A 24,809-nucleotide genomic window follows, 5' to 3' on the forward strand; every position below is an offset into this window, starting at 1 on the left:
TGCAGAACATGCCAATAATGCGCTGGCATCCAGCAAACGGGCTATCTGTGCCAGATGTGAACGCTAGCACTATTTTGGAACAAATATCACATATTTTCTTTGTGCGGTAATTTTGGTGTGTTAACAACAATCGAAAGCGGCAGAAGCCGAGCCGGCATTCCGGCCCAACTGCCCCCATGTCCCGCTTGGAGTTGTCAGCAGGTATGAGCACATTCAGGACTTCCCCGCCCGCCCTGACGGGTGACGAGATTCTGGCACTGGCCGAGCGCCTTTACGGGCTTCAGGGTCGCCAGTCGCCGCTTGTCAGCGAGCGCGACCAGAATGCCCTTATCGACACGGGCGACGCCCGCTATGTGCTCAAGATCGCCAACCGGGCGGAGCGGCCCGAATTCCTCGCCTTTCAGAATGCGGCGCTGACCCATGTGGCAGCGGCAGCCCCCGGCCTTGGCGTGCCCCGCCTTATCGCGGATCGCAGTGGCAACGCCATCGCCACCCATGTGGCATTGGGCGAACCCCATGCCGTGCGGTTGCTGACCTATCTGGAAGGCAAGCTTTTCAGCGAGGTGCCGAAAACACCGGCCCTCTTCGCCGGGCTTGGCCGCTATATGGGCGGCCTTTCAAAAGCGCTGAAAAGCTTCGGCCACGCCGAGGCGCATCGCAGCGATTTTCTGTGGAACCTCGACGATGTCGCGGTGCTTGAGCCCTATGTCGCCGATATCGTCGACCCGGCGACCCGCGCGCGCGCCGCAGCCGCCTTCGCGCACTACCGCCAGCATGTGCTGCCGCGCCTTGGCGAACTGCGCACCGCGGTGATCCATAATGACCTCAATGACAATAACATCGTCGTCGCGGCAGACGGCGAAACGATCGCCGGCGCCATCGATTATGGCGACATGGTCTTCGCCCGACAGATCAATGAACTCGCCACGGCCCTTGCCTATGCGCTGTTCGATGTGGCCGACGTGCCCGCGACCGCCAGCGCAATCATCGCGGCCTATGCCGAGGTTTTCCCGCTGGAGACTGCCGAGGCCGAGCTGCTGTTTGACCTTGTCACCATGCGGCTGGTGATGAGCCTTTGCATCTCCTCGCACCGCGCGAAGGACTTCCCCGACAACAAATATCTGCTGATCTCGCAGGCGCCGGCGATGGAGCTGCTCGCGAAGCTTGAGGCGATGGACAGGGATGCCCTTGTAGCCCTCGCCCGTCGCGCCGCCGGGTTCAGCCCCTACGGCGATATCGTCACTGCACCCGCATCCCCCCAAAACATCGCGGACATGATTGCCGAGCGCGGGCGCCTCCTTGGGCCATCCCTCAGCCTTTCCTACCGGAACAAGCTGAAGATCGTGAAAGGCCGGGGCGCCTGGCTTTATGATCACACGGGCCGCGCCTTCCTCGACTGCGTGAACAATATCAGCCATGTCGGCCACTGCCATCCACATGTGGTGCAGGCGCTGTCGAAGCAAGCCGCCATACTGAATACCAACACGCGCTACCTGAACGACAATATCCAGCGCTATGCCGAACGGCTGCTGGCCACCTTTCCTGATCCCCTGTCGGTCGTCTATTTCGTCTGCTCGGGCTCGGAAGCGAACGAGCTGGCGCTGCGCCTTGCCCGCACCGCCACCGGCCGGCGCGGCATGGTGGTCGTGGACTGGGCCTATCACGGCAACACCTCGAGCCTGATTGAAATCAGCCCCTACAAGTTCAACCGCAAGGGCGGCAAGGGACGGCCGGATCATGTGCGGATCGCGGCCCTGCCCGATCCCTACCGCGGCCCCTACAAAGGGTATGGTCCTGAAACCGGAAGGCTATATGCCGCCGGGGTCGAGGCCTGCATCGCCGACCTCAAGGCCACGAGCGGCGAAGGCCCGGCTGCATTCATCGCCGAATCGATTGCCGGTGTGGCGGGCCAGGTTGTGTATCCCGAAAGCTATCTGAAGGGCGCCTACGCGGCCACACGCGCTGCGGGCGGGCTTTGCATCGCCGACGAGGTTCAAACCGGTTTCGGCCGGGTCGGCACCCATATGTGGGCGTTCGAGCAGCAGGGCGTGGTGCCTGATATCGTCACGCTCGGCAAGCCGATCGGCAACGGCCACCCGATGGCGGCGGTTGTCACCACCCGCGCGATTGCCGATGCCTTCGCGAACGGCATGGAATATTTCAACAGCTTCGGCGGCAACCCGGTGTCCTGCGCCGTCGGCATGGCCGTGATGGACGTGATCGAACGTGAAGGGCTGCAGGCCCATGCGCTTGAAACAGGTCGTCATCTGCTCGCCGGACTTGAAGGCCTGCGCAAGCATCCGCTTGTCGGCGATGTACGCGGCACAGGGCTGTTTGTGGGGGTCGAGCTTGTGGAAGACCACGAGACCCTCGCCCCCGCCACAGCAGCGGCCGACCGTGTGGTGCAGTTTGCGAGGGAGGCAGGGGTCCTCCTGTCCACCGACGGACCATACGAGAATATCATCAAGATCAAGCCGCCAATGGCCTTCGGCACGGCGGAGGCCGACCTTCTGGTCGCCACGCTCGATGCGGCATTGCAAGCAGAATCCTGACCGGCCGCGCACCCTCTCTCCCGGCTGGCAGTGAAAAGCCCGGCAGACCTTGTGAAGGGTCTGCCGGGCTTTGCGCTTCAGGGAGGGGAAGACGGGTATCAAAAGCGCAGTTTCCTGAGATATTCGATGCTGGCGCGCACGCTGGCCGCCGCGTCTGCCGGCTCGTCATGTTCGACAAAATAATGGCGGATGCCGGCTTTCTCGCTCGCTGCAAAAATGCGAGCGAAATCGATGGTGCCGCCACCCACTTCTGTCATCTCGCCGTCCGCCCGCATGTCCTTCACATGGCAGCTGACAAACCGGCCCGGATAGCGCGCGAAATAATCAAGCGGGTCGCGGCCAGCCTTCGTCGTCCAGTATAGATCGAGCTGGATTTTCAGAAGCCCGGGGTCGGTTTCGCCCATCAGGATGTCATAGGGCTCGATACCATCCACCGCTTCAAACTCGAACGCATGGTTATGGTAGGCAAGCGTCAGCCCGGCCTTGCGGCAAGCTTCACCGGCACGGTTCAGCTGTTCGGCGTAGATCCGGTAAACGTCCGCGCCGCCGCGTTCCTCGGGCTCCAGCCACGGCATCACCACATAGCGGTGCCCGACCGTCAGCGCGGTTTCGATCACTGCATCGATATGCTCGTTAAGGTGCGTCATGCTGACGTGCGTGGAAGGGGCGGTGAGGCCCTCACTTGCCAGCATCGCCTTGATCTCGACGGGTGTGTGGTCGAAATAACCGGCAAACTCCACTTCGCGGTACCCAAGTTCCGCCACGAAGGCGAGGGTTTTGGCGACGTCCTTCTCCATGAGGGAACGGAGCGTGTAAAGCTGCAGGCCGATCCGGTCGAGCCCGCGTCCGCCACCAGCCAGCGCCGGCAACCCGCCAAGGGCGGCAGCCCCGAACCCGGCGGCGGCTGCCATCAGGAAATTGCGCCTGTTCATCTGCATTGCTGTTTCCTTTCTTGGGATCAAAGAAGCCCGGCCTGCATCTGGTCCGCCGCGTAATTCGCCGCGCGGGCCGTGATGGCCATATAGGTGAGGGACGGGTTCTGGCACGCACACGAGGCCATCGCCGCCCCGTCGGTGACAAACACGTTCGGCACATCATGGCACTGGTTATAGCGGTTAAGGACCGAATCCTTCGGATCCTTGCCCATGCGCGCCGTGCCCATTTCATGGATCGCCATCCCGGCAATCGAATCGTCGCTGTAGGAGCCAACGTCCTTCAGCCCGATGGCCTTCAGCATCGACGTGGAGGTCTCCACGATATCCTTCAGCATCTTGCGGTCATTGTCGCCAAGCGAACAATCGATATGAAGGACAGGCATGCCCCATTGGTCGAGCTTGTTATGGTTGAGACTGATCGAGTTTTCATAGCGCGGCAGCATCTCGCCGTAGCCTTCGATATGGAAGACCCACGGGCCGGGCTTGCGCACCGCCGCCTTGAGGTCCGCGCCCACGCCGGGCTGGTCGGCAACCGAGGTCCAGGCAGCGCGTGAAGCGCCGCCCTGGAAGCCGTAGCCGCGCAGGAAATCGGCGTCGTCCGCCTTGATATTCTTGAAGCGCGGGATATAGACGCCGGTCGGCGAGCGGCCCTTGTAATAATGCTCCTCGAACCCTTCGAGGATGCCATAGGCGCCGTGCATCGACAGGTGATCCATCAGATAATGGCCAAGCGCCCCGCTCGAATTCGCGAAACCGTTCGGGAAGGCTTCGGATGTGCTGTTGAGGAGCACCTGCGTGGTGCCGATGGTGGAGGCGCAGATGAAGATCACGCGGGCATGATGCTCGCTTCTCTCCTTCGTCAGCCGGTTGATGACCCGCACGCCGGTCGCCCGGCCGCTTTTCGGATCATGGATCACGCTATGGACGATGGCGTCGGTCAGCATAGTCAGGTTGCCGGTACGTTCCGCCGCCGGCAGCGTGGCGCTGAGGCTGGAGAAATAGGCCCCGAACGAACAGCCTCGCTGGCACTGGTTGCGGGACTGGCAACGACCACGGCCGAGCTCCAGCTGCTCCTCAGTCGGTTCGGTCAGGTGGGCACAGCGGCCGACGATCAGCTGGCGGTCGTCATAGGTCTCGGCAATGCGGCGCTGGATTTCGACCTCGGCGCAGTTCATCTCGATCGGTGGCTGGAACTGCCCGTCCGGCAGTTGCGGCACCCCGTCGCGCGCGCCTGAAATGCCGGCGAAACGCTCCACATGGTCATACCAGGGGGCCAGGTCTTCATACCGGATCGGCCAGTCGCTGCCGTATCCGTCGCGTGCATTCGATTCGAAATCCTGCGGGCCGAAACGGTAGCTCTGCCGGTGCCACAGCACCGATTTGCCGCCCTTGTGATAACCCCTGATCCAGGTGAAGGGATGGCCTTCCTGTTGGGTGTAGGGATTTTCGCGGTCATTGACGAAGAAATGCTTCGTCGTTTCCTTGAAGGCGTAGCATTTCGACTGGATCGGATAGTCGCTTTCAGCAAGATTGCGGTCCACCCGGTCACGGAACTCGGTTTCCCACGGGGCCTTGCCTTCACCCGTGTAATCAGCGCCGTGCTCGACATTCATGCCGCGCTCGATCACCAGCGTCTTGAAGCCGCGCTCCGTCAGTTCCTTGGCGGCCCAGCCGCCCGAAATGCCGGAGCCGACAACGATCACGTCAAATTCTGGTTGTCCTGCCATATCAGATCCCCCTGATCGCCCAGGGGCGTCCGATTTCTGAAAAAGGTACGCAGCCCTCGAAGGGGCCCGGAACCGGGTCGTACAGCAGCTCCTGCGTCGCCCCGATCTCTGATGTGTAATAGCCCGCCACTGTCAGCGATTTGATCTGGCGGAAGAAATGCTCGCCCTCGCTGCTGCCGTAAGCCTCGGCGTCGAAACCCTGCAGGAGGGTCAGCCGTTCGGCGGGGGTAAGCTTGGTGAAATCGCGCCCGTGGCGTTCGCGCGCCCGCGCACCGATCGCCTTGAAGCCATCAAGGATTACCTTGCGCTCGTCGGATTTGTACCAGCGCGCCAGCATCAGATGGATGTAATCCGGCACGCCGGCGGCAATCGCGCCCGGCGTATCGGTTGTAGGGATGATGGTTTCCACAAGGTCGGAAACGAAGGCCATCTCGTCAGGGCTGAGGAGATCGAGCCCCTTGGCGTCCGCGCTTGATGCGCCCGAAAGGATCGCTGACATAAGGGGGGCCGCCAGCACGCCGCCCGTCAGCATGGTGATGCGGGCCAGCACCTGCCGCCGGGACAGGTTGGCCACGCGGCGCGCATCTTCGGCGCCGGTTTCTTGTTCGGTCACGTTTTCCCTCCCTGCGGCGCACGCACCGCGCATCGTCCCTCCCCAGGGACAAATCTGACCTGTGTCGCGGGGAAGTGTAACCGGTTACATTTTCGCATGCAAGCCACAGATATTCACTGTACCAAAGCCGGGTTCACTGGTCGGACAGCAGGATCAGAAGCATGGCAGCCGACCAGCTGAAATTGGTGGCGCCCTGCATATGGCCGGTTTCGGGATTATAATTTTCGCGGATCGGCGCGCCGTCCGAAAGGCCTTCGGCATTATCGAATAGTCTTGCGACAAGTGCATCCGCCTCGCGCGTGTAGCCATATTTCCGAAGCCCTTCGACCCCGAAATAGACCTGATCGAGCCATACGCGCCCACGCCAATAAATCTCCGGGTCGTAGGCCGGATTGGTGCGGCTGGCGGTCGGCAGGGGCACGAGCGTGCCGAACTCCGCCTCGTCCAGCATCACCTTCACCACGGCTGCCGCGTGCTCGCGGGTGGCGGCACCGGCGAAAAGCGGGGTCCAGCCTTCGCTGCCCCGCCCGCGTGCAGTCACGCGCGGGCCGGCGCATCCGTTATCAAGTGGTGCGGGCGCGATATGGACGTCATAGTAAAAGCCGGTTTCAGGATCGAACATGCAGCGGTTGATATAGTCCCGCGCCCGTTCTGCCTCGGCCCGATAAGCCGGAATATCACCCGCATGCCCCAGAAGCGTCGCCATGCGGGAAAGGATCTGGGCTTCAAGGAACAGGTAGCTGTTCTGGTCCACACTTTCCTGATCGAGCGAATAGCCGACAAGGACACCAGCCGCATCCCGGTTCTCAAGGATGCCGACCGTCCAGTCCTTGGCGGCGCGGGCGATATCGCCGGCATATTCGCGCTCGGCATAGTGCGCCAGCTGTTCGTCGCTGATGAAGCCGAAGCGAGCAGCGTTATCCATGCCCGATTCCCAGCCAGCCGCAACCTGCGCCCCGCTACGGAGCGTTTCAAAGCCACCCTCGGCCAGAAGCCGTGCGTAGGCGCCGACCCCCTTGCAATCATAAAAGCCGCGCTCGCCTGCTACGCACTCGGCCGGCACCATACCGTCGCTGCCTGGCTTCAGGCGGAAGGTCATCCGGCCTTCGGCGTCATTGTGGGCGGGATCGACCGTCGCGCCATATTCCACGATGCCGTTGCCATCATGGTCGCGGTTACGGAACCACCAGGCACGGTAGGCCCGAAGCTTCGGGTACATTTCGGCAAGGAAGGCCTTGTCGCCGGTTCGCTCGAAAATTTCCCACACAGCCCATGCGGCAAGCGAGGGCTTGGTGTTGCGCTCGTTCCAGTTGGGGCCGTCCCCACCCCGCTCCGGGCTCTGGTTATAGAAAACCGTGTCGGGCAGCATGCCGGCATCCTGCGGGCGCAGCGGATCATCCGCCGCGATCTGGTGCGCGAACATGGCCCGCATGTTGGCCACGGCGAGATCGGGCGCGAGCGGCGCGAGCGCGAAGGCATGCTTCCAGCTGTCCCACGGCCAAAGCCCGCTGAAATAAAGATAGGTGTTCGAGGGCGTCACCCCGCCATGCGCGATGGCACCGGCCGGTGCGCGCCAGTTACCGACGAGCGTCTCGAGCGCCTTGACGCCGACCGACGCCTGCGCACCTTCCTTCGGTAATCGCGCAAGCCACGTCTGCCAGCGCGCCTCGCTTGCTGCCAGCGCCGCTGCGGGAGCCGCAAGAATTTCCCGCTGCGCATCGGCAAGGGCCATAATTTCTGCCGCATCGTGCCCGTAACTATGGGCTGCGAAGAAGACCTTCCCCTCGCCCGGTGCAATTTCAAGGGGTGCCGTTTCGGCGCTATAGGCCGCACCGTCCTGTACCTGCATCACGGGCACCGAGCGGGTGACCAGATAGCCCGCCCCCTCGCGCAGCAGCACATGCGCCGGATCACGAATTTCAGCATAGGAAACCTGGCTGCCGGTTTCGGTGAAAGCCACGCTGTAGCCGAAGCCAGCAGGGAGTGCTGCATCCTCGCCCTTGCCCCATGCCGTCATCAGCTCGTTTCGCCAGATCAGACTGGCGCGCATCGCCTTCGTGCCGGTGTTTCTGACATTCGTCTCGATCAGCGCGGTACGGGGGCCAACGAAGCGAAGCGTCAGCGTGACTGCAAAATCACCCAGCCGGTAGGACTGGCGGAGCAATCCGGGGGCACTGGTCACCACCGCCTTGCTTGCCTCCGCCGGCGTCAGGATGCGACCGTCTGCGAACTTCAGCGACAGCGCATCAACGATGCGGCCGAAATAGAGCGGCATTTCCTCGGCGATCACATAAGGCCCGGCAAAATAACCGGCCTTGCCGGCTTCGGGCAGCAGATAGCCATGCCACGCGCCCGCATCCATCAACGGATTGAAGCGCTGGTTTCCATAGTCATCGAGATCGAGCATCGCGGCTGGCGCGCCGCGCCGGTCAAGCGCGCTTGACGCAGTGTCGGCAAGAACAGTTTGTGACGCGCAAATGAACGCTGCTGCCGCGAGCAGCAGCCTAGTCTTTCTGGTCGGCATCGATGACCTGCAGTTCGATATTGCGGAAGTCGACCGGATGGCTTTCCGCCTGGAAGGAAATATAGCCACTGGCAAGCGGCACGGCGCCGACCCCGAGATTGGCCGTATCGGCGGCTGCCGGATCGTATTTGAGCGCGCCATATTCAAGGACCTTCTGGCCCTCGATCCAGTGTTCCACAAGCTCGCCGCCCTTCACCACGACCTCGGCCTTCACCCATCCGTCGCCCGCAAAGGTCGGCGACGACGAATCAACACATTGATCGGACATGACATGCTGGCCGCCAAGCACCACCTGCGTGCCGGGCGTGCACAGGTTGCCGGTGGCGCGCTTGTCCGCCCCTTCCTGCCCCAGAAGCTGGACCTCGACCGAGACCGGGAAATCCTGATCGACGGCCATCGTTTCAGGCGCCTGCGAATGCACCATCACGCCGCTGTTGCGGAAGGCCCAGCCGGGTGCGCCTGCCGTCTGCTTGCCGTGGAAACGATATTCGAACCGCAGCCGGTAATGGCTGTAGGGCACATGATAGAAAAGATGCCCGAAGCGGCGGTCGAACTGCTCGTAATCGTCATAAACAACGCTCAGGATGCCATTCTTGGCCTGAAAGGTGTTCTTGTAATTCTCGCCGAGTGGCAAACCGGCAAACTTGGGAATCCAGCCTTCAAGGCTTTCACCGTCAAAGAGGCTTTTCCAGCCCTCGTCCCCTGCATGCGCAGATGTGAGGCCGAGAAGCCCTACAACAGTGGCTGCAAGCGCGAATGGCCGACAAGAAAGCTTGGTCATCATTTCCCCCTCCGGTTTGCCGGCAGGCCCGGCATGAATGAAAGAGGAATGTAACCATTCCTCTTTCTTCTTTCAGCAACTGATCACCTGCCTGAAGCGATCAGAACTTGCCCCGGATGCCAACCGTGTAGCGCGGGCCGGTTTCGGTGACCTCGAGCGTCTGGTTCTTGAATTCGGCGTTCTTGATATAGAGCTCGTTCGTGACGTTGATGCCCTCGAGGAAGATCGAGAAATTATCGTTGATCGCGTAGCTGGCGCTGACATCGACCTGATAATAATCGTCCACATAATGGCCATCGCGGTTGGAGCGCGGCTTGCTTTGCAGGAAGCGGTCGCGGTTGTTGTAGGCAATCCGGAACGACAGCGGACCCTTTTCGTAGAACAGGATCAGGTTCTGCGAGTTGCTGAGGCCAATGAGCGGCAGCTTCTCGCCCGGCACATCGGTGCTGCTGGAGCTGTCCACGAAGGTCATGTTCGCGGTGATGCCGATGCCATCGAATGGCGAAGGCAGGCTCGTGAACATGTGCTGCACGGCAATTTCCAGCCCCTTGATCTTGGTGCTGTCGAGGTTGATCGGACGCGAGACTTCGTACTCGTAAGTCCCGCTCGGGACCGTCACGCTCTCCTTCACCTCGCCGGTGCCGAGATAGCCGTCGACATCCTTGTAGAAGCCGGCAAGTGCCACATAGCTGCCTTCCGAATAATACCATTCGAGCGAGGCGTCGAAGTTGTTCGACTTGTAGGGCATCAGAAGCGGGTTGCTGCCAGAGGCCGTCAGCTGGCCGATCTCGCCACCCGAATAGCTCGTCAGCGGTGACATCTGATCAAGCTCCGGCCGGGTCAGGCTCTTCGACCAGGCAAGGCGGCCGATGAGATTGTCGCGGATATCGAGCTTGGCGTTGATGCTGGGCAGGAAGTCACTGTAGGTATTCTTCACCCGCACCGGCACATAGTCATCGGATTCGATCGCCACCACCTGATTGGGCTTCGACGGATCGACATTGATCAGGTCAACGAGTGCCACCTGACGGCCGATCGAGGTGCTCGCGGTGCGCACATAGCGAAGGCCAAGCACGGCGGACCAAGGCATGCTGCCGAGCTCGCCCTCAAGATGCGCGTCGGCATAAAGCGACATCAGCTCTTCATTCACCTTGTAGGCGGCGGGATCGGCCACCATGTCGAACCCGCCGGTGCGGGCGATCAGCTCGCGGATCGGATCCGGGTCATCGAGCTGCGACAGGGCTTCTTCCGAGGTCAGGAAGGCGAAAAGCTCATCCGAATTGAAGGTCAGCCACGACTGGGTGGGCGAACCCGAAGCGCCGGAGAGGAAGCCGTCGGAATCGTAGGTGCGGAACAGGCTCATCGGCAGCACGACGCGGGTGCTGTTGTCGCCAAAGATCCACGGCAGCGGATATTCGGTCTCACCCCAGGTGGAGCCGAGTGTACGATCCGAATAATGGCCGCCGAACCGGATTTCGGAAAGGAGCCCATCTGAGAATTCGTAGCTGTTGTCGACCTTGGCTTCGAGCACTTCATCCTTGATCTGGGTGCCTTGCAGCGAGGCCCAGCCGGCGGTCAGGGGTGCGTTTTCATCGAACGCCGCATAGGTGATCGTGGGCACCAGATCACCCGAGGAACGGTCGTAGGAGAAATCACCCGGACGGCCGGCAACCGTATCCGAATAGCCCTGCTTGGGATCGGATTCAGCGCGCGACTTTGAAACATCCACAACCATGTTCCAGCGGTCGTTCACCTGCCAGTCGACATTGAGGCCGCCACCCAGAAGGTCATCCCGCGAGCTTGACTGGCGCACCAGCGTTTCGACGAAAGTGCCTTCGAAATCGGCTTTCACGACCGTGTTGTTTTCATCAAGAACGGGGTTGCGGATCGTGCCCGTTTCGAACCAGTGCGGCAGCACATCCTGCCGGTAATCGAGATCGAGCCGCGAATAGATGCCGTCGACGGTAACCTCAAGGGTATCGGTCGGACGGTATTGCAGCACGAGGGTACCGCTGATGCGCTCACGCGCTTCGGTTTGCGCGATCTGGTCATAGTTGCGCGGGAAATAGACTTCCCCGTAATTCACGCCGTCCAGATCATCGGTCGTCTTGAAATAGCTGGCTGTGTTCGCCTGATCGTACCGGCTTTTGCGGTTATAGTAGGAGAAGGACGCCAACACGCCGAACGTATCGTCGGCGAAGGTGTTGCTGATGAGCCCCGAGAATTGCGGACGGACCTTTTCGGTCATGCCGTCATACAGCGCCTTGGTGCTGCCCACTGCCTGAAAGCCCGGGAAGCTCAGCGGTTTCAGTGTGGTGATATTGACGGTGGCGCCAATCGCACCTTCCTGCAGCTCGGCCGACTGGGTCTTGAAGACCTCGGCGCCGTTAATGAGCTCGGATGCAAGGATATCGAAGTTGAAGGCACGACCGCCGCTCGTGGTCGCCAGCGTGCGGCCATTCAGGAGCACGGCGTTAAACTCCGGCCCCATGCCGCGCACGGTGAGGAGCTGGCCTTCACCGCCGCTGCGGTCGATCGTCACGCCGGTGATGCGCTGCAGCGATTCCGCCACGTTCTGATCCGGGAACTTGCCGATATCCTCGGCGGTGATCGCATCCACCACCACATCGGCATCGCGCTTCACGCCAACCGAGTTAATGAGGCTGGCGCGCAGGCCGGTGACGACGATTTCCTCGAACGCCGGCTCATCGCTACCTGCATCCTGTGCAGACGCTGCCTGATAAAGGCCGCCCAGATTGAGGATCAGGGCGGATGAGAGAAGTCTGGTTTTCAGTGTCATGTTTCTGGGCATTGTTTCCTCCTGTAGTTCTTGACGCAGTCAAGTACCCACCCCCTTGGGCCCGACCGGATGACGCTTTTCCCCTGCCTTGATGCGCCGCCAGACCCTGCGGCGACGACACCCGTTGACCGGTGATTGTTACGTCATTCCAATTTAGAATGTTTATAACATTTTTGTATTGTGATTATATAATGGAATGTGTCAATCACAAAATGTAACCGGTTTCACGCACACATTCCGGGCGCCGGCAGCGCGTTGAAGACGGGGCCAGAACGGGAGAGAATCGGTGATCAGATCGATTGTGGTGGTGGGCGGCGGTGCCGCAGGATGGATCACAGCCGGCCTTATTGCAGCGCGTTACCGCTGCGGGGAACCGGGCGCACCCATCAGCGTCACGCTGGTCGAATCGCCAACTGTCGGCATCATCGGCGTGGGCGAAGGCACTTGGCCGACCATGGGCCAGACGCTCCGGCAGATGGGGATCGCGGAGGGCGATTTCATCCGCGCGTGCGACGCCACTTTCAAGCAAGGCTCAAAATTCATCGGTTGGGTAACGGGTGCGCCGGACGACGCCTACTATCATCCCTTCTCGCTACCGCAGGGATTTGATGAGGTGAGCCTCGCCGCCCGCTGGCAGGAAAAGCACCGCGATATCCCCTTTGCCAAGGCGGTTGGTATCCAGGCTGCGCTCTGCGACGCGAAGCGGGCGCCGAAGCCAATGGATGCTGCCGATTATGCCAGCGTCGAGAACCATGGCTATCATCTGGATGCGGGCAAGTTTGCCGCCTTCCTTGCGGACCATTGCATCCGCCGCCTTGGTGTGCGCCACCAGCTCGCCGACATCGTAGGCGTGAAGGCGCATGAAAACGGCGATATCGCCTCGCTCGCCTGCGCCGACGGCCGCGAGATTCCGGGCGACCTGTTCATCGACTGCAGCGGCACAGCCGCGCTCCTCATTGGCAAGCACTATAAGGTACCCTTCATCAGCCGGAAGGACACCCTGTTCATCGACCGTGCCATCGCCGCGCAGGTGCTCTATCCGCAGCCGGACACGGAAATCGAATCCGCCACGCTTTCAACCGCCACCGAAGCCGGATGGATCTGGGATATCGGCCTGCCCACCCGGCGCGGGGTGGGGCATGTCTATTCCTCAGCCCACACGACGCCCGATGCGGCGAAGGCGGCACTTGCGGCCCACATCGCCCGCCTCGGGACTGACCCGGCCAGCCTGCAGTTTCGCGAACTGGCGTTCGAACCCGGCCACCGCGAGACCTTCTGGGTCCAAAACTGTGTGGCGGTGGGGATGGCGGCGGGCTTCCTTGAACCGCTCGAGGCTTCGGCCCTTGTGATGGTGGAGCTGGCCGCCGCCATGATCGCCCGGCACCTGCCCGCCGCGCGCGAGGGCATGGACACGGTCGCCCGCAATTTCAACAGCATCTGCCGCTTCCGATGGGACCGGATCGTCGACTTCCTGAAACTGCATTATGTGCTGAGCCAGCGAGACGACAGCGCCTTCTGGCGCGACAACCGGCGCGCGGAAAGCATCCCCGAAAGCCTCACGGACCTCCTCACCCTCTGGCGCCACCAGCCACCCGTCAACAACGGCTTCCTCAGCCCCTATGATCCCTTCCCTGCCTCAAGCTACCAGTTTGTCCTCTATGGCATGGGGTTCGAGACATTGCCCTGCCATCTGGAACAGGTGCCGGAGCGGGTCGCGCTTGCCGACATGCACCTGCAAAAGGCGCGTGAGCGTAACGCACGCATCCCCGGCCTCCTTCCCGGCCACCGCACACTTATCGAAGCAGTGCGTCAACGAATGCACATCAAAGGTTGAAATATACGAATCCGGGTTGCCGTATTCACGGTTTATTAATACTAATTAATTGGCCATTAGTAGAAAAATTAACTGTATTTTATATATGTACCGATAAACAGGGCCTATCCAAGTAACGCATTTTGATTACTAAGAGATAGGTGCTTCCAATGAAAAACAAGGTAACGGGCTTTGCTGCACGGGCGGCGGGGCTTGCGATGCTGGCCACCGGCTTCGGTGGTGTTGCACATGCCCAGTCGACCTCCCTCGATATCCAGGTTGGTGCCAAAGCCGCCGCCTTCGTCGAACCGGCCCTCACTGGCGACGTTCCCACCGCCATCGTATTTGATCCGGCCAATCCTGCTTCGAAAGCCGATGCCGACGCCATCATGGCGGCCATGGGCGATGGCCTGAAGATCAAGAGCGGTACGCTGCGGCCGCAGCTCGTTCCGGTTGGCGACGCCGCGAGCCTCGCGAATGTGCAGGTGGCGTTCCTCGCACACGGCGTGGGCGACGGCATGGGCCCGGTGAGCGCCGCTGCCGCGGCCAATTCGGTCCTGACCATTTCGAACGACATGAGTTGCGTTGAAACCGACCGCTGTGTCGTCGGTGTCCAGTCAAAGCCGAAGGTTCTGATTGTCGTCAGCAAAAGTGCCACGAGCGCGTCCAAACTGCAGTTCGGCGCCGCCTTTCTCATGATGGTCAAGGAACGCTGAGCGCGGGCCTGACCCTTCAAGTCCTATTCCCCCAGGAGTTTTCCAAATGAAAAAACTGATTGTGATGGCGTCTGCCCTGATCCCGGCAACTGTCAGCAACGCCGCTTATGCGCAGGCCGTGAATTACGGCGACCTGCAGGAGCTGTTCGGCGAGCCCGTAACAACGAGTGCGACCGGCAAGCCGCAGCGCCAGTCCGAAGCCCCGGCCTCGATGGTCATCATCACCGGCGAGGAAGTCCGCCGCTCGGGCGTGCGCACCATTCCCGATATCCTGCAAAACTATGCAGGCATCGATGTGAACCGCTATGCCACCGGCCAGCGTGAAGTGGGTATCCGCGGCGCCAACATGCCGCTCAACCCGCGTCTCCTTGTGATGGTCAACGGTCGCCAGACCTATCTCGACCATTATGGCTATACGGATTGGAGCCTCCTCGGCATCGAAATGAGCGAGATCCAGCAGATCGAAGTCGTGAAAGGCCCGAACAGCGCCCTCTTCGGTTTCAATGCCGTGGCCGGCGTGGTGAATATCATCACCGTCGATCCGCTCTCCACCGGCAACAGCTTCCACGGCAGCGCCCAGGGCGGTACGGACGGCACCTACGAGCTTTCGGCTGTCGGCAACATGAAGATCACCGACAAGATCGGCATGAAATTCTCGGGCGGCGTCACCGAAGCGAACGACTGGAAAGGCATCACCGCCGACCATGACCCGGCCCGCGAAAACTTCTCCGCCGAGCTTGTGGCCCAGCTCGCCAGCAACGTCCGCGCCGACGCCAGCTATACCTACAGCAAAAGCCGCCAGATGATGCAGGCGTACCAGTATCAGCTCTATAATTTCACGACCACGCTCGAAAGCCTCAATGGCTCGGTCGCCGCGGACACCAGCCTCGGCCTCATCAAGGCGCAGGTCTACAAGAACTCGGTCGAACAGCAGACACCCGGCATCGGCAGCAGCGTCAGCAATGTCGTCATCGCCAAGCTTGAGGACCTGTTCAAGATCGGCGCCCGCAACAGCGTGCGTCTCGGCGTCGAATATCGGCGTGATGAGCTTGAATTCATCAATGAGCCCGCCGGCCAGACCTATTATTCGGTCTATTCAGGCAGTGGCATGTGGGAATGGCAGGTCACCGACAAGCTGGTGCTGACGAACGCCCTGCGCCTCGACAAGCTCAACCTTGGCCACGGCCCGATCAACGACCCGCGCTTCCCCTATACGCAGGCCGACTATGACCGCTCGATGACCGAATATAGCTACAACTCGTCGCTTTCCTACACGATCGACGACGAGACGCGCGTTCGCATCGGCACCTCCCGCGGCGTTCAGGCCCCGGCCCTTGTGGGCTTCGGCGCGGCAACCCAGTTGCCGAGCGGCAACTATTATGCCGGCAGCCCGAACCTCAATGCCTCGATCAACGAGGCTTACGAGATCGCCCTCGACCGCAACGTTGCCGCCATCAACGGCGCCTTCAACATCACGGGTTCGCTGACCAAGGTTTCGGACTTCCTGGCCGCCGGCCAGAATGTCACGGTCAACCTGCCCACCGCCGAATATCCCTATGTGCGGCTGACCGAAGACGTGATCGGCGACTTCAAGGCCTATGCCATCGAGACAACCCTGCGCGGCCGCACCATGAACGACAAGCTCGGATGGGCCGTGAACTATACCTGGACCGACGTGAAAGAGGACTTCCTGTCGCCGGCGACCGAAGCCATCATCTCGCTCGATGAAGGCACGGCAGCCCACAAGCTGAACGTCAAGCTCGACTATGTGGACGGCCCACTCAGCGCCTATGTCGTCGGCCGCTATCGCTCGTCGACCGAACAGCGCCTCGTCACCGGCCCGGGCTACCGCGACCTCGGCGGCAATGTTACGGTTGACGCCAAGGTTGCCTATGCGATGGACAACGGGATTTCGCTTTGGGTGACTGGGGAAAACCTGACGGCCAATAACGCCGCCGGCCTCTCCGTCTTCAAGGCAGACACCCGTGTCCTGATGGGGATCGGTTTCAACTTCTGATCCCGACGGTAACAGATACCGACCCGGCAGCATGGGCGCCGGGTCGGCCCCGATCTGAAAATGCTCGAAACACAAGGATGACGTGACAATGATGCAGCGGTTCTCCAGCGACAACTGGCCTCTCGCCGTCAAGGTTGGCCTGCCCCCTTTCCTGTCCCTCGCCGCCCTCGCCTTCATTGCTGTTCTCAGCCTGAATGCCCTTGGCCTGCAGGTTGGCAACTTCAGCCGCGTTCTCAATGAAAACGTCGGTGTCGTCACCGAACTGAAAGAAGTCGAGGCTGAACTCTTGGCCATCGACGGCCAGTTCTACAATGTCACGACCTCGATTGCCGCTGCCGGTGGCACTTATGACGCCGCAGCCGGCTTCGGCGCCGTCAAACAGCGTGTAGACCGCCTGAACGAAAAGCTCGTGAAGCTTGCAGGCAAGGTCACAACGCTGGACGCCGGTGCCGGTCAGGAAATCGGGCAGTTGCCGGCCGAGCTTGAAACCTACAAGGGCACGATCGATGTGGTGCTGGAACTTGCCGAGATCGATTTCCAGAGTGCGATTTCGGTGATCGAGCCTTTCCGGGAAAACTACGACAACCTCATCAACAAAACCCGCTCCGCCATCGCGCGCGTCCAGGCCCTGTCGCAGGAAAGCCTGCAGCATAGCGAGGAAGAAGCCGCCAGCACCGAAACAAGCTTCATCCTGATCGCGGGCGGTGCCATCGTCCTTGTGATTGCCTTCTCCGCGTTCACAATCATCGGCTTTGTTCGCTCTGCCTCCAAGCTCTCCAATGCGACCGGTGCCCTGGCGTCCGGCGACTATGGTATCGACCTCGACGCGCTTGAGCGCGGTGATGAGCTCGGCCAGATCGTCGAATCGCTGAAGCTGTTCCGCTCCGAACTCCTGCAGGCCCGCCAGTTGGAGGAAGAGCAGAAAAACGCCCGCGAACAAGCTGAACGCGAGCGTCTGCAGCGCCTTGAAGAGGAGCGCCAGCGCGAACGCGACGAGCAGCAGCGCCGCCTGCAGGCCGAAGAAGAAGCCGCCACCGAACGCCGCCGCTTCCTCGCCGGTCTCGCCGAGGATTTCGACAAATCGGTGAACCTGACGGTCGAGGAACTGCAGACCACCGTGGCATCGGTGATGCAGCTCGTTGACGAGGTCGGCAACCGCGCTGAAGAAAACAACATGACGAGCGACAGCCTCCACAAGGTCGTCGAAAGCGTCACCGCCAGTATGAACAGCGTGATGGCCGCCTCCGAACAGATGGCCGCATCGATCCAGGAAATTTCGCGGCAGGTGGTGAGTGCGGCGCAGCTCAGCAGCAGTGCAGTCGATGTCGCGGGCCAGTCGTCCGACGGGATCGCCTCGCTCAATGAACTTGCCGGCAAGGTGGGTGCGGTGGTGACCATCATCAACGACATCGCCGAGCAGACGAACCTTCTGGCCCTCAATGCCACGATCGAGGCTGCCCGCGCCGGTGAAGCCGGCAAGGGCTTCGCCGTAGTGGCAAGCGAGGTGAAGAGCCTCGCGAACCAGACCAGCAAGGCGACCGACGAGATCGCCACCCAGATCGCCACGATGCAGGAAGCCACCGGCGATGTGGTGAAGATGATCGAAAATGTCGCTTCGGTCATCCGCCAGATCGACGAAGTATCGACCGCCATTTCCTCGGCCGTGGAAGAACAGGGTGCCGCCACCCAGGAAATCTCGCGCAGCGTGAGCATTGCCGCCGGCGAGATGGCAGAGGCCGCAACCGGCTCCACGCGCATGACCGCGATTGCCGCCGCGAACGGTACCGCCGCCCGTGAAATGACGGTCGCCATGTCGGTGCTGCACGAAAATGTCGAGAAGATGCAATCGAGCGTCGGCTCGTTCGTCGGGCAGATTCGGGCTCAGTCCTGACGGGGCATCTGCATCGTTCAGAAAATCGTTCCGGTCATGGCGCCTCCCGCCATGGCCGGACACGTATCCGGGCCACGAATTTCCCCGCCTGCCCCAGCACAAGCGGCACAAGGCTGCAGATCAGAACAATACCCCAGGCTGTCGCGTCCAGCCTCTCGAAGCCCAGGATTTCCCGCACAGGCGCCCAGCCGATGGATATCCCGAGAAGCGCTACGCACAGGGCGATGGCACCCCACACAAGCGGGTTGGCCACCACCTGGTTCCGGAAGAGCAGCGCCTTGCGGCTGCGCATGTTGAAAACGTGCCAGAGCTGCGCAAGAGCCAGCGTGAAGAAAGCCACCGTCCCTGCTGCACCGCCGTTCGCGCCCGTCCCCGGCCCCATCTCGCGCGACAGGGCCCATATGAAGGCGGTCATCACGGTAATTGTCATCAGGGCGGCATAGCCGCCGATGGCGAGCCAGTGGCGCGGCTGCAGCAAGCCTTCGCTGCGCGGCCGGGGCGGCCGGTGCAGGATCTCGCTATCCCCGCTGCCGAAGCCGAGCGCGAGGGCGGGAAAAACATCCGTGATCAGGTTCAGGAAAAGGATTTGCAGCGGCAGCAGCGGCAGCGGCAGACCGGCGACAATGGCCACCGTCACCACCAGCACCTCGCTGACATTGCACGACAACAGATAGACCACGAATTTGCGGATATTGGAGAAAATCACCCGGCCCTGCTGGATCGCAACGACGATCGAGGCGAAGGAATCGTCCTGCAGGACCATTGCCGCCGCTTCCTTGGCGACCTCGGTGCCGCGCTCGCCCATCGCAACCCCGACGTCAGCCTTCTTGAGTGCCGGGGCATCATTGACCCCGTCGCCGGTCATCGCGACAATCGCCCCCGCCCGCTGGTGGAGGTCGATGAGTTCAAGCTTCTGCGCCGGGCTCATCCGCCCGAAAACACGGGCAGCCAGAAGGCCGGTGCGAGCGTCCTCACCTATTGCCGCAAGAGAGCCAAGCTTGTCCCCTTCCACCGCTGCGGTGTAGTCACCCTCCTCCACAATGCCGACAGCCCGCGCGATGACCATGCCGGTCGCGGCATAGTCACCCGTCGCCATCACCACCCGGATCCCGGCATCCTTCGCGGCCTGCACTGCCGCAGCCGCGTCGGCCCGCGGCGGATCGGTAAGCCCGACGAGGCCGAGAAAGACAAGATCGGCGAAAGGCGGGGCATCCGCCCCGGCCACTGTTTTTTCGGCAAGCGCCAGAACCCGCATGCCATCGCCCGCGAGCGCGCCGATACGCGCGGCCCAAACCGCCCGATCTTGCTTGGTTATTGGTCGGGCGCCGTCCTTCGCCGCGACCGAGATGGCGGCGGCGAGCACCGCTTCCGGCGCGCCCTTGACGGCAAACAGAAAGGTATCCGCCGCGCTGTGCACTGTTGCCATCATCCGCGTTGCAGGATCGAAGGCATGTTCTTCCACGCGCGGGAAACGGGCTTCCGTTTCGTCAGCCACGACCCCGGCATTGGCGGCGGCACCTATAAGCGCGCGCTCCATCGGGTCGCTGACGTGGGCGGAACTGGTGCCGCTGTAGCAAAGGGCACAGGCCCGGAAGGCCCGGCGCGCCACAGCGTCGGCGCCACCTGCTTCCAGGCCGTTACGGCCGGGCTCGGAGGCCGGCTCCAGCACCGTCACCGTCATGCGGTTCTCCGTCAGGGTGCCCGTCTTGTCGGTAATGATCAGTGTGACCGAACCCAGCGTTTCGACCGCCGACAGCTTTTCGATCAGCGCGTTGCGGGCAGCGAGCTTCCACATGCCGCGGGCAAGCGCGAGGGTGGCGACAATGGGCAGGCCTTCCGGAATGGCCGCAACCGCGAGGGCGACACCGGTTTTGACCATCGCGACGGCATCGTGGCCCGCCATCACGCCAACCAGCATCAGAACGGCCATCAGCACCAGCACGACGACAAGCAACTGCCGGGTCAGTTGCTGCAGGCGGTGCTCCAGCGGGGAAACCGTTCCTTCGGCAGATTCGGTGAGGTTGGCGATATGGCCAAGCTCGGTCGCCCGGCCCGTGGCGGTGACGACTGCAACGCAGGAGCCGCGCGTCACGGCTGTGCCCTTGAAGGCCTGCCCCGCGCGGTCACCTGCCTCGGCATCCGCAGGCATGACTTTCTTGTCAACTGCCACCGATTCGCCGGTCAGCAGGGATTCGTCGCATTGCATATGGCTGCATTCCAGAAGCCTGAGGTCGGCGGTAACCACATCGCCCGCTTCCAGAAGCACGATATCGCCCGGCACCAGCATCCCCGCCGGCACAAGGCGGACGCGTCCCTCGCGCCGAACCCGCGTCATGGTGCTGCCAAGCGCGCGCAGCGCCTGCATCGCCCGCGTCGCCTTGCTTTCGGCAAGGAACCCGATGAAAGCATTGATCACAACAACGGTCAGGATCGCGAGGGCTTCCGTCATATCGCCGAACGCCCACGAAAGGCCGGCCGCCCCGGCCAGCATCGCCACGAGAAGGCTCTGGAACTGGCCGGCAAGGATCGCCAGCGGCGATCTCGCCCGCGCGGCCCCAAGCTCGTTCGGGCCCGCCACCAGCAACCGGCGCGCGGCTTCGGCCTCACTCAGGCCCACAGCCGGATCAGCCGGAAGCCAGCCGCCGGCACCTACCGCCGCGCCCGCCTCCTTCATGCCTGCCATATCACCCGCCATGCGTACCCACCCCCAAGTTGCCATCCGGCCCATCCTAGGGGGAGAAACGTGACACGTTTTTGTTCAGGATCAAAAGGCGGCGACCGTGTGGCCACATGACCCAAGGGACCGCCGCACCCAAAGATGTAGCAGGAGAAGCGTGGCTATTGCGGAGGGACGGAAATGGCGCACCCGAAGGGATTCGAACCCCTGGCCTCTGCCTTCGGAGGGCAGCGCTCTATCCAGCTGAGCTACGGGTGCATGGCCGATTCGCTTGTCGGCGCGGACACTATACGGTTCGTATGCCTTGCGCAAGCGCCAAGGCGGGACTCGGATGGGTCCGGGGGCTCGATTCGGCTGCGGATTTACGCTGCGGCGCAGCATATTTCATCGTGGTGCAGGCCGCGTGTAACTTTTTAAATACATATATTTCAATGGCTTGCTATATTTTTCACGGAATCCATAAAATTTGAATCATTCAGTTACCGGCCCTTAAGAAGGTTAACGGTAAAAGCTCGCCAACGCCGGACGGGATCCGAGTGGTGTCGATTAGTGCCCCGGACCGGCTCAATAAGAACATCGAACTGACGTAACCCAATTCGTTTCCATGAAGGACTGACTGATGATCGCAAAATTCAAAAACATCGCCACTGTTGCTGTTGCTGCCGCTCTTCTCGGCTCGACCGTTTCGTTCGCCGCTGCCGCCAAGGACATGAATGACTGGCGCCGTGAAGTGGTTTCCGAAATCTCGAAAAAGCAGACCTACCCCCGTTCGGCCCTGTCGGCTGAAATCGAAGGCAAGGCAAAGGTCCGCCTGACCGTGGCTCCCGATGGTGCGATCACCGCTAGCGAAATCATTGAGCCGACCGGCCAGCAAGTTCTTGACGACGAGATCCCGCAACTGATCAGCCGTCTGAACCCGCTGCCGTCGCTGCCGGAAGGCCAGGCTGCGCTGACCTTCGTTCTGCCGCTGACCTGGTCGCTCGACTAATCATCAGTCGTTCCGAGTAAAATTTGACGGCCCCCGATGTTTCGGGGGCCGTTTTTTTATGCGCTGTATGGTGTCAAAGCAGGCGTCAAGCGACGCGTTCGGAAACCGCGCGGCCAAAGGGTACGAGCACCGAATCGACCGCATGCGACATGGTTTCCGGGTAATCCGCCGTGAAATGCAGGCCGCGTGATTCTTTCCGGATCATCGCCGAGCGCACGATAAGGTCGGCGACCGTCACAAGGTTACGAAGTTCCAGAAGGTCCGCCGTCACCCGGAAGTTGCCGTAATAGTCCTGGATTTCGGTCTGCAAGAGATCGACCCGCCGCTTGGCGCGCGACAGGCGCTTGTCGGTGCGCACGATACCCACATAGTCCCACATGAAACGGCGAAGTTCGGCCCAGTTGTGGGTCACCACCACTTCCTCGTCCGAATCCGTCACCTTGCTTTCGTCCCAGTCGCGGGCCTGACCCGGCGGGGGCAGGTCATCGAAGCGGGCGAGGATGTCGTCCGCTGCCGCGCGGCCATAAACGAGACATTCAAGAAGGCTGTTCGAGGCCATACGGTTGGCGCCGTGCAGGCCGGTGTGGGCGCATTCGCCCACGGCATAAAGCTGGTCGAGATCGGTCCTCGCCGTGAAATCAACCATCACGCCGCCGCAGGTATAGTGCGCGGCCGGCACCACCGGGATGCGGTCTTTGGTGATGTCGATCCCGAAGGTGCGGCAATGCCGGTAAATCGTCGGGAAGTGCGACAGGATGAAATCAGGCTCGCGGTGGGTGATATCCAGCCACACACAGGGCTGACCGCGGCGTTTCATCTCGCTATCAATCGCGCGGGCGACGATATCGCGCGGCGCCAGTTCCTCGCGCGGGTCATAATGGGGCATGAAACGGCTGCCATCGGCGTTCCTGAGAACCGCGCCTTCACCGCGCATTGCTTCGGTGATCAGGAAGGTCTTGGCCTCGGGGTGATAAAGACACGTCGGGTGGAACTGGTTGAACTCCATATTGGCGACCCGGCAGCCGGCCCGCCACGCCATGGCGATGCCGTCCCCCGTGGAGCCATCGGGGTTCGACGAATAGAGATAGACCCGGCTTGAGCCGCCCGTTGCAAGGATCGTGGCGCGCGCCGTGAAGGTCTCCACCCGGTTTTTGCCGCGGTTGAGCACATAAACGCCGTGGGCCTGATCGTTATAAGGCGCCTTCGATTTCAGGTGGCGGTTGGTGATGACATCGATCGCCATATGATCGGTGAAAAGGTCGATATTGGGCTCGGCCATCACCCGCTCGATCAGCGTGCCCTGCACCGCCGCCCCCGTGGCGTCGGCCGCATGGATGATGCGGCGGTGGCTGTGGCCGCCTTCGCGCGTCAGGTGATAATCGTAACCGTCTTCAACGCTGCCATCGGCCTTGTCAAACGCTACGCCAAACTCGATCAGTTCCTCGATGGCCTCGCGGCCGCGTTCCACCACAAAGCGCACGGCGGCCTCGTCGCAGAGCCCGGCGCCGGCCACCAGCGTGTCGTCAATGTGGGACTGGATCGTGTCGGTTTTTTCCAGCACCGCCGCGATGCCGCCCTGCGCCCAGTTGGTGGAGCCGGCATCAAGTTCGTTTTTCGAGATCACTGCGATGCGCATATGCCGCGCCAGATGCAGCGCGGCGGTGAGGCCCGCAGCCCCTGTGCCGACAATCACCACATCATAGGTGCGTCTCATGCTGCTTCCCCGCTTTGGCGGCGCGTCAGCTGCAGGAAGATGTCTTCTAGGTCTGTTTCGCGCGTCGAGATATCGACGATGGTCAGGCCCGCCTTCTGCACGGCGGCAAGCACCGCGCCGACATTGGCGACCGACTGGTTGAGCTGCACGGTGACGCCGTGTTCGCCGTCGAGGCTTGCGTCAAAGGCCGCGAGGCTTCCCGGCACTTCAGAAAGCGTTTCGGCGACCTGGATGGTCACCTGCTTCTCGTCGATACGCTTCAGAAGTTGCTTTGTCGGCTCGCAGGCCACCACTTCGCCGTGGTTGATGATGGCGATGGTGTCGCAAAGCTCTTCGGCTTCTTCGAGATAATGGGTGGTCAGCACGATGGTGGTGCCGCGCGCATGCAGTTCGCGCACATAATCCCAAAGCTGCTGGCGGAGCTCGATATCCACGCCCGCCGTCGGCTCATCGAGGATCAGGATCGGCGGGGTGTGCACCATCGCCTTGGCAACAAGCAGGCGCCGCTTCATGCCGCCCGAAAGGGTGCGGGAATAAGCGTCCCGCTGTTCCCAGAGATGAACGGCCTTCAGGAGTTCCTCGGTGCGGCGGTCGGCCTGCGGCACACCGTACATGCCGGCCTGCACCTCGAGCATCTCGCGCGGGGTGAAGAAGGCATCGAAGGTCAGCTCCTGCGGCACCACGCCGATATTGACGCGGGCATTGCGCGGGTCTTCCTCGATATCATAGCCCCAGATCTTGGCACTGCCGGACGTCTTGTTCACGAGGCCTGCGAGGATATTGATCGTGGTCGATTTCCCCGCACCGTTTGGCCCCAGAAGCCCGAACACGGAACCGCGGGGAATATTGAGGTCGATACCCTTCAGGGCGACCTTGGGCTGGCTGCCCTTGCGGCCCCGGTACGCCTTTGTCAGGCCTCTAAGTTCGATGGCATTCTCGATCACGTCGCTGTCCTCTGGGTCAATTCTTGGATGTTTAAGATTCCCCTTGCCCTGAAGCGGTACCAGATGGCGCAGGTAGCGGTCAATTGCGCCGGACGCGTACCGGACGGCCTTCGCGTG

At 61.8% G+C, this 24,809-nt stretch carries 15 protein-coding genes and 1 tRNA gene; 6 read left to right on the plus strand and 10 right to left on the minus strand.

What is annotated here, in order from left to right:
* The first annotated feature begins 203 nt into the window (after window positions 1-203).
* On the plus strand, window positions 204-2,552 hold the full coding sequence (locus tag OU694_RS10005) for an aminotransferase class III-fold pyridoxal phosphate-dependent enzyme (protein WP_308910862.1): 2,349 nt from the start codon (window positions 204-206) through the stop codon (window positions 2,550-2,552).
* A gap of 98 nt (window positions 2,553-2,650) precedes the next feature.
* Here the strand turns inward: OU694_RS10005 and OU694_RS10010 are convergent, their stop codons facing one another.
* From OU694_RS10010 to OU694_RS10035, 6 genes are all read right to left on the minus strand, one after another.
* A complete protein-coding gene (locus OU694_RS10010; protein WP_308910863.1) occupies window positions 2,651-3,490 on the minus strand; it encodes a sugar phosphate isomerase/epimerase family protein in 840 nt (279 codons plus the stop codon).
* 20 nt (window positions 3,491-3,510) lie between these two features.
* Entirely contained in the window at window positions 3,511-5,214 is a 1,704-nt protein-coding gene (locus OU694_RS10015) for a GMC oxidoreductase (RefSeq protein WP_308910864.1), read from the minus strand.
* A gap of 1 nt (window position 5,215) precedes the next feature.
* Window positions 5,216-5,827, minus strand: a complete 612-nt coding sequence (locus OU694_RS10020; protein ID WP_308910865.1) for a gluconate 2-dehydrogenase subunit 3 family protein — start codon at window positions 5,825-5,827, stop codon at window positions 5,216-5,218.
* A gap of 133 nt (window positions 5,828-5,960) precedes the next feature.
* Window positions 5,961-8,351: an alpha-glucosidase gene (gene ygjK / locus OU694_RS10025; protein WP_308910866.1), complete on the minus strand. Its 2,391-nt coding sequence runs from the start codon at window positions 8,349-8,351 to the stop codon at window positions 5,961-5,963.
* Complete coding sequence (locus OU694_RS10030) at window positions 8,332-9,135, minus strand: 3-keto-disaccharide hydrolase (RefSeq protein WP_308910867.1); 804 nt, start codon at window positions 9,133-9,135, stop codon at window positions 8,332-8,334. The genes ygjK and OU694_RS10030 overlap by 20 nt, the downstream gene beginning before the upstream one ends.
* A 97-nt stretch (window positions 9,136-9,232) precedes the next feature.
* On the minus strand, window positions 9,233-11,944 hold the full coding sequence (locus tag OU694_RS10035; RefSeq protein WP_308910868.1) for a TonB-dependent receptor: 2,712 nt from the start codon (window positions 11,942-11,944) through the stop codon (window positions 9,233-9,235).
* 274 nt (window positions 11,945-12,218) lie between these two features.
* On the opposite strand from OU694_RS10035, the gene OU694_RS10040 reads away from it, so the two are divergent.
* The 4 genes from OU694_RS10040 to OU694_RS10055 all read left to right on the plus strand — a co-directional run bounded on the left by OU694_RS10040 (window position 12,219) and on the right by OU694_RS10055 (window position 18,369).
* Window positions 12,219-13,766 carry a tryptophan halogenase family protein gene (locus OU694_RS10040; RefSeq protein ID WP_308910869.1) on the plus strand — a complete coding sequence of 516 codons (1,548 nt, stop codon included), beginning with the start codon at window positions 12,219-12,221 and terminating at the stop codon, window positions 13,764-13,766.
* Between the two features lie 149 nt (window positions 13,767-13,915).
* Window positions 13,916-14,461, plus strand: coding sequence for a hypothetical protein (locus tag OU694_RS10045; RefSeq protein ID WP_308910870.1), 546 nt, complete (start codon window positions 13,916-13,918; stop codon window positions 14,459-14,461).
* Between the two features lie 46 nt (window positions 14,462-14,507).
* The gene (locus tag OU694_RS10050; RefSeq protein WP_308910871.1) at window positions 14,508-16,478 is read left to right on the plus strand and encodes a TonB-dependent receptor plug domain-containing protein; all 1,971 of its coding nucleotides are present in this window, start codon (window positions 14,508-14,510) and stop codon (window positions 16,476-16,478) included.
* Window positions 16,479-16,566: 88 nt separating this feature from the next.
* Window positions 16,567-18,369 carry a methyl-accepting chemotaxis protein gene (locus OU694_RS10055; RefSeq protein ID WP_308910872.1) on the plus strand — a complete coding sequence of 601 codons (1,803 nt, stop codon included), beginning with the start codon at window positions 16,567-16,569 and terminating at the stop codon, window positions 18,367-18,369.
* Between the two features lie 34 nt (window positions 18,370-18,403).
* On the opposite strand, the gene OU694_RS10060 is transcribed toward OU694_RS10055, so the two are convergent.
* Window positions 18,404-21,088: a cation-translocating P-type ATPase gene (locus tag OU694_RS10060; protein WP_308910873.1), complete on the minus strand. Its 2,685-nt coding sequence runs from the start codon at window positions 21,086-21,088 to the stop codon at window positions 18,404-18,406.
* 139 nt (window positions 21,089-21,227) lie between these two features.
* A tRNA-Arg gene (locus OU694_RS10065) sits at window positions 21,228-21,304 on the minus strand.
* A gap of 361 nt (window positions 21,305-21,665) precedes the next feature.
* Between OU694_RS10065 and OU694_RS10070 the strand changes: the two genes are divergently transcribed.
* The gene (locus OU694_RS10070) at window positions 21,666-22,034 is read left to right on the plus strand and encodes an energy transducer TonB (protein WP_308910874.1); all 369 of its coding nucleotides are present in this window, start codon (window positions 21,666-21,668) and stop codon (window positions 22,032-22,034) included.
* An 85-nt stretch (window positions 22,035-22,119) separates the two neighbouring features.
* Here OU694_RS10070 and nadB read toward each other — a convergent pair whose 3' ends face one another.
* Both nadB and OU694_RS10080 read right to left on the minus strand, forming a co-directional pair.
* The gene (nadB, locus tag OU694_RS10075) at window positions 22,120-23,748 is read right to left on the minus strand and encodes an L-aspartate oxidase (protein WP_308910875.1); all 1,629 of its coding nucleotides are present in this window, start codon (window positions 23,746-23,748) and stop codon (window positions 22,120-22,122) included.
* A complete protein-coding gene (locus OU694_RS10080) occupies window positions 23,745-24,692 on the minus strand; it encodes an ABC transporter ATP-binding protein (RefSeq protein ID WP_308910876.1) in 948 nt (315 codons plus the stop codon). The genes nadB and OU694_RS10080 overlap by 4 nt, the downstream gene beginning before the upstream one ends.
* Window positions 24,693-24,809 lie beyond the last annotated feature (117 nt).

The sequence above is a fragment of the Pseudokordiimonas caeni genome (assembly GCF_026719705.1).
Classification (GTDB): domain Bacteria; phylum Pseudomonadota; class Alphaproteobacteria; order Sphingomonadales; family Kordiimonadaceae; genus Gimibacter; species Gimibacter caeni.